Here is a 5,383-nt window from a genome sequence, read left to right as displayed (position 1 = left end):
TAGGTTTGCCAGATTCATATATTTCAAAAAACTTGTCTATTTCTTTTTGAAAAGCAAACGAAGGATTACTCAGGACTAGGAGGGAAAGTATAATTAAGATTTTTGTTTTCATGAAACTTCCTTTTTATTTGATTAAGCAGCTAACGCCAAATTAAGTAGTGAGCAACGCTGCCACCAGCCTCAAGCATTGTGCCGTAAACACTAAAGCCGATTCAAACCAAAAGTGCCAAGCGTTGCGAATCTGCTTAAATTTATTGTTATGGTGCTGAACTCACGTTAGTTCTTGTATGTCTATTAGGTCGACTTCCCTACCCAATATTCGCTTGTACTCAACGAGACGATGTACTGGAATAACTGGTAATTCGATACCTTGATAGTGTTTTACCACTGACTCTGAAAAGTGGATTTCAAGCTCATGCCAAGAACCATCGATAGCTGATTGTATCTTCGTGTTTAGATCTAAACCAATTTCAATTTTTTGATTTTGGTAAACCAGCTGGAAATACTCTAGATCCCAACCGTACTCAGTGTAGTGAATTAACGGTTTAGATATGAACTGCGATACGCGAGCCAAGACCTTGTTTGCGTCAGAATTGCGAATATAAAGATCGATATCAGCAATTTCACGACTTCCACCATGAATAGTTGCCGCTAACCCACCAACAATTTGATACTCGACACCCTCAGCCTCCAAGAGATCTTTGAGCCATTTCAGGGCCACTTTCACTTTATCACTCATCTAGTCCCCTTAGCTGAATTTTGCCCTGCACCATAACGCCCAATTAAGTTGTGAGCAACGCTGCCAAAGCACTCAAACACTTCACCGTAATCACAAAACCAATTGAAACCGAAAGCGCCGAGCGTTGCGAATCAACTTGAATTGTTTGTTATGTGAACAATCGAGCACGGACATAGCTATTGACTCCGCAATAACTCCACCAATTCTTTTATTTCTACATCGTCATAATAAGGATAAGTACGCTCGACATATTCTTCTATATTGGGAACACAAGCGGAGTTAATGCAGTAATTTTCTATCTTCGCCCCTTGTTTTATTAGAAATTTAGCATTATCAATATTGCGCGCTAGTAATGCAAAGTGTATTGCCCCTAGCCCTTCATCGGTTAGCTTGTTTATACTAGCTCCGGACTCTAATAAATACCTCAAGAATGCTACATCACCTCGCCATGCGCCCAAATGTAGAGATGTAGCGCCATTTGGTGACTTATAATTGACTATGTCTGGTGTTTTAGATATTAAATTTTGAGCAAGTTCCCACTTTCTCCACTGTATTGATTCAAATAACTTATTCCCATCAGAAATTGGGAGAAGCAATATCTCAGGGCTATAATCTTTAACTTTTGAAGGAGACTCTCTGAAGGTTATTACTTCTCCATCAATAGAATGTGGGGGAATCATGAGATGATAACTCGCCTTTCTATCTGGATTTATCAACCTACCCGCCAAGTCGTAGTAGTCATCTTCACATGGGTCGTGGAACTTACGACTTTTAAGGAATACTAAGCAGCCATTCCATGGTTCAGTTCCTACAACTACAAGATATTTTTCCTTATATGACCTTAACGGAGTCATTTCAATAGAACTAGACTCGGATAACAATGAAGCATATTCGTTACTAGTAATCTTGGCATTCCGTGCAAGAGTATCTTCATATCTTTTCTTACTATTTAAAAGCTCGATCCCCATTAAACTAGATATTTCATAATCGGTACGTTTATACACATAAACTGGCCGACCCTTCCACGCGACTTCTTTTAGTTCGCCTTCGTTCATATCTCCTATAAACACCTCTAAAGGATAAGCCAAATTACAACTAGCTAGAAGAATTGCAAAAAGAAAAAGCTGTTTGATAATTCTTACATTCACGATTAAATACTCTTGGTTCACATAACGCCCTGTTAAGGTGTGAGCAACGCAATACCGATATCGCCGCATACCACCTTAGACACTAAAAGCAACGCATAGTAAAAATGCCACGCGTTGCGAATCACTCTTAAACTGTTTGTTATAGCTCAGCGATGTGCGACAGGGTTTCTGGGTGACGCTGAACCAACTTTAGAAGGGTTACTGCTTGTCCATTTGGTGCACTACGCCCTTGTTCCCAGTTTTCTAACGTACGAGATGATGTATGCAACAAACGAGCAAACACACCACGAGACATATTAAACTGCTCTCGAATACTCACGATTTCATCAGGTGAGATATTTAACTCACTGATGTCGTTAACTTGATGAGTTTTAAGGGTAAGCTTGCCCTCTGAATGCTCTTTAGCCTCAACAAGTGCTGAACTTAACTCTGCAAATAAATCACGATTGCTCATTACGCCACGCCTCCATAAAAGCCTTTAGTTGTTTCTTTTGGTCTGCGGTTAAGTCGGACATTTCATTCTTGCCGTAAATCGTCAGCAAGTAAAAACGACGCTTTTCATCGAGGAAATAATAGATAACGCGAGAACCACCACGCTTGCCCTTACCTTTACTTGCAACTCGAATCTTTCGCAAACCACCTGTACCTTGAATCACGTCACCCTGCTTCGGGGTAGACATTAACTCAGCTTGAAAAAGCCTAAACTCATCATCGCTGAGATATTCATTACGGTACTTTTCAAATATGGTTGATTCGACAAATACACTTTTCATACGCAAAGTATACGCAAGTAACGTACATATAGCAAAACTATACGTGATTAACGTAGCTATAATTTTTGGAGCAGAAAATCTGACCTGAGCTATAACGCCGCATTAAGGTGTGAGCAGCGCTTGGCTACACTTGAGCGAAGCGAAACTGCCAAGCGTTGCGAATCACTCTTAAATGCTTTGTTATAACACAATTTCCCACGTCATAACGTTACAAAGCCCTCGCGTTTCCTTAACACTTGGTCTTAACTTTATGTCTATGCCTGACGTGGTCTTAAGAGGGTGCCAACGCCTAACATTATTTAGATGTTCAGCGATATACGCCAACTTAGCAGCATGATGATCTGTGTATTTCTTCGTTAACCCAGCAGTAATAAACATGGCCTTTGCATTAGGGTGGGTTTGGAGTAATTTTGCAAGCTTGTCTATGTCATCTTCAAAATGCTTCTCTAGGATCACTTCATGGTCTTTAAAGTAGGTCTTAATTTCATAGAAACATTCTGGATCATCGTTAATATCAAAGATTACACAGTCAACTTTTTGGACTTTTTCTCTTCCTTCTGAACGCGCACTACCTTTGAGGTAGCGTTTTAAAAACAAGAACATATACGCTTGAATATCATATTCAAATATTTGATTTTCGCCCTCATTAAGTAGTAACTCTGTATTTAAAAATACATTTCTAACTAGCTTTTCATTAATCTCAACTAGATCCAAATTTACTCTCCTTATGCATAGCTTCGTGTGTGTTATAACGCCAAATTAAGTAGTGAGCAACGCTACCACCTAACCTAAACCATTGTGCCGTAAACACTAAAGCCGATTCAAACCAAAAATGCCAAGCGTTGCGAATCTGCTTAAATTTATTGTTATGCGATTTTTCAAAGATTGCGATTAAGCCTTTGATTAAGCTCCCATAAAGCTATTCTGTTTGAGTCATATTTCAAAAGTTCACTAGCCTCTTGAAAACCACACCAACGAAATTTCGTATGCTCACTTGATAGCTGAGGCTCAGTAGACACCCGAACTGAAAAAGAATATTCAGGCACTACAAACTGATGATTAGTCCAATTTTCATGACCAGCGTAGTACACTTTTGGGAGCATACACATTGAGTCCAATTTCTGCCAATCACTGCCAATTAAACCAGTTTCTTCTTTAAGTTCACGCTTTGCAGCCTCGATAGTGGATTCACTATCTTCACCGCCACCTGAAACCGCTTGCCATACACCATTATCACTTCGTTTTCCGATTAAGTACCGAGGTTGTTCATTGAATATTCGATACGGAAATACTAATACTTGAAATGGTGCTCTCATTGATTTTCCCTCTAATCGCATAACGCCCAATTAAGGGGTGAACAACGCCTCCACCCAAACCTAAAGCATTGTGCCATAAACACTAAATTTGAAGTAGAAGCAAAAATGCCGAGCGTTGTGAATCCCTCTTAAATTGCTTGTTATGAGGCAATTTGAAGGGACAAAGAAAGGAAGTTTTCATCGTTTTCTGTCACCTTATAGCCAAGAGATTTGTAAAACCTTACCGCTGACTCATTTCTCGTAAAGCTTGATAAGGTTACACGACTACGCCCCTGCTCTCGCGCCATTTCGTGAACCATATTCATTACCCTGCCACCTAATTGCTGATTTTGAAATTCTGGAAACACAACGAGTAAATGTACATGAATTGCATTATCGTAAGGCTTGAAGCATAGCATTCCAACTTGCGTATTATTGAGATAAACCCAGTGAAACCAATGGGGCTCATAGTCACTTTTTAAACGATTGACCTGAAACTCATCACACCAACCAAAGACGGCATCAACATGCGAATAGAGTCCTTGTTTCACAACAGAAAACAGACTATCAAATTCATCACTTTCTATTTGTATTAGCTGAATATCCATATGCCTCATAACGCCCAATTAAGTTGTGAGCAACGCTGCCACTTTACTAAAACACTGCACCGTAATCACCAAACAAGTTGAAACCGAAAGTGCCTAGCGTTGCGAATCAGCTTGAATTGCTTGTTATGTGATAATTTCACTACCACGCTCCAGCACCCAACAACGCTCGTTTTTGGTGTAACCAATTTGTCCATAATAGTCATTGGCTGCCGGTGCGGCGATTAGAAACAGTTTACATGTAGGCTCAATTTGAGCTTGAGTTAGAACTTGTAACTGCTTCCCTATTCCCGACCTTTGGTACGATTCATCAACCGCTAGGTCGGACAGATAACAACAATAATGGAAATCCGTAATAGAGCGAGAAATACCAACCAGTTTAGGACCATCCCAAGCAGTGATTATGAGATTACTATTGTCCAACATACCGTTGATACATTCGATATTTTCTATTGGTCTACGCTCTCCCAACGTCGAGCGTCTAAGCAAACCAATAAACTCGTCAGCTGAGATCTGTTGGTTAACTTTGTATTCGATATTCAATGTGACCTCCTTATCACATAACGCTCTGTTAAGGGGTGAGCAACGCAATACAAAAGTCGCTGCAAACCACCTTAATCACTTAAACCAACGCATAGTGAAAATGCCACGCGTTGCGAATCCCACTTGAACAGTTTGTTATGCTGATGAACTTATTGCTAACCGAATATAAAAAGGCGTGACAAGCCACGCCTTTCATGTCTTTTAGATCAGATTATTTTCGATTGTGGCAATGGTAGTCACCTGTTTTGCTATTCGTATGACAACCATTAGCATCTGTGCC

The 5,383-nt window shown here is 40.0% G+C and carries 9 protein-coding genes; all 9 read right to left on the bottom strand.

Annotated elements, in window-relative coordinates; all coding sequences use genetic code 11:
• Positions 1-271: 271 nt before the first annotated feature.
• On the bottom strand, positions 272-739 hold the full coding sequence (locus ELS82_RS23195; protein WP_134837548.1) for a MazG-related protein: 468 nt from the start codon (positions 737-739) through the stop codon (positions 272-274).
• Between the two features lie 176 nt (positions 740-915).
• The gene (locus ELS82_RS23190; protein WP_167489494.1) at positions 916-1,908 is read right to left on the bottom strand and encodes an ankyrin repeat domain-containing protein; all 993 of its coding nucleotides are present in this window, start codon (positions 1,906-1,908) and stop codon (positions 916-918) included.
• A gap of 118 nt (positions 1,909-2,026) precedes the next feature.
• Positions 2,027-2,341 (bottom strand): helix-turn-helix domain-containing protein, encoded by a 315-nt coding sequence (locus ELS82_RS23180; protein WP_017049537.1) that lies wholly within the window; start codon positions 2,339-2,341, stop codon positions 2,027-2,029.
• On the bottom strand, positions 2,328-2,660 hold the full coding sequence (locus tag ELS82_RS23175; RefSeq protein WP_134837546.1) for a type II toxin-antitoxin system RelE/ParE family toxin: 333 nt from the start codon (positions 2,658-2,660) through the stop codon (positions 2,328-2,330). Before ELS82_RS23175 ends, ELS82_RS23180 begins: the two co-directional genes overlap by 14 nt.
• Before the next feature lie 180 nt (positions 2,661-2,840).
• Positions 2,841-3,374 (bottom strand): hypothetical protein, encoded by a 534-nt coding sequence (locus ELS82_RS23170; RefSeq protein WP_134837545.1) that lies wholly within the window; start codon positions 3,372-3,374, stop codon positions 2,841-2,843.
• Between the two features lie 164 nt (positions 3,375-3,538).
• The gene (locus ELS82_RS23165) at positions 3,539-3,976 is read right to left on the bottom strand and encodes an NUDIX hydrolase (RefSeq protein WP_134837544.1); all 438 of its coding nucleotides are present in this window, start codon (positions 3,974-3,976) and stop codon (positions 3,539-3,541) included.
• Positions 3,977-4,116: 140 nt separating this feature from the next.
• Positions 4,117-4,572, bottom strand: coding sequence for a GNAT family N-acetyltransferase (locus tag ELS82_RS23160; protein ID WP_134837543.1), 456 nt, complete (start codon positions 4,570-4,572; stop codon positions 4,117-4,119).
• Positions 4,573-4,686: 114 nt separating this feature from the next.
• Positions 4,687-5,103, bottom strand: a complete 417-nt coding sequence (locus ELS82_RS23155) for a GNAT family N-acetyltransferase (RefSeq protein WP_134837542.1) — start codon at positions 5,101-5,103, stop codon at positions 4,687-4,689.
• 211 nt (positions 5,104-5,314) lie between these two features.
• The coding region (locus tag ELS82_RS23150) for a YHYH domain-containing protein (protein WP_134837549.1) at positions 5,315-5,383 on the bottom strand (69 nt) is incomplete at its 5' end.

The sequence above is a fragment of the Vibrio ouci genome, assembly GCF_004551525.1.
Classification (GTDB): domain Bacteria; phylum Pseudomonadota; class Gammaproteobacteria; order Enterobacterales; family Vibrionaceae; genus Vibrio; species Vibrio ouci.
Note: the sequence above shows the minus strand (reverse complement) of the source record. Positions and strands in the feature narration are given on the sequence as shown.

Coding starts and splice junctions, on each gene's coding strand:
- ELS82_RS23175 (WP_134837546.1), bottom strand. CDS start 2,660: ATGAAAAGTGTATTTGTCGAATCAACCATATTTGAAAAGTACCGTAAT.
- ELS82_RS23165 (WP_134837544.1), bottom strand. CDS start 3,976: ATGAGAGCACCATTTCAAGTATTAGTATTTCCGTATCGAATATTCAAT.
- ELS82_RS23160 (WP_134837543.1), bottom strand. CDS start 4,572: ATGAGGCATATGGATATTCAGCTAATACAAATAGAAAGTGATGAATTT.
- ELS82_RS23195 (WP_134837548.1), bottom strand. CDS start 739: ATGAGTGATAAAGTGAAAGTGGCCCTGAAATGGCTCAAAGATCTCTTG.
- ELS82_RS23180 (WP_017049537.1), bottom strand. CDS start 2,341: ATGAGCAATCGTGATTTATTTGCAGAGTTAAGTTCAGCACTTGTTGAG.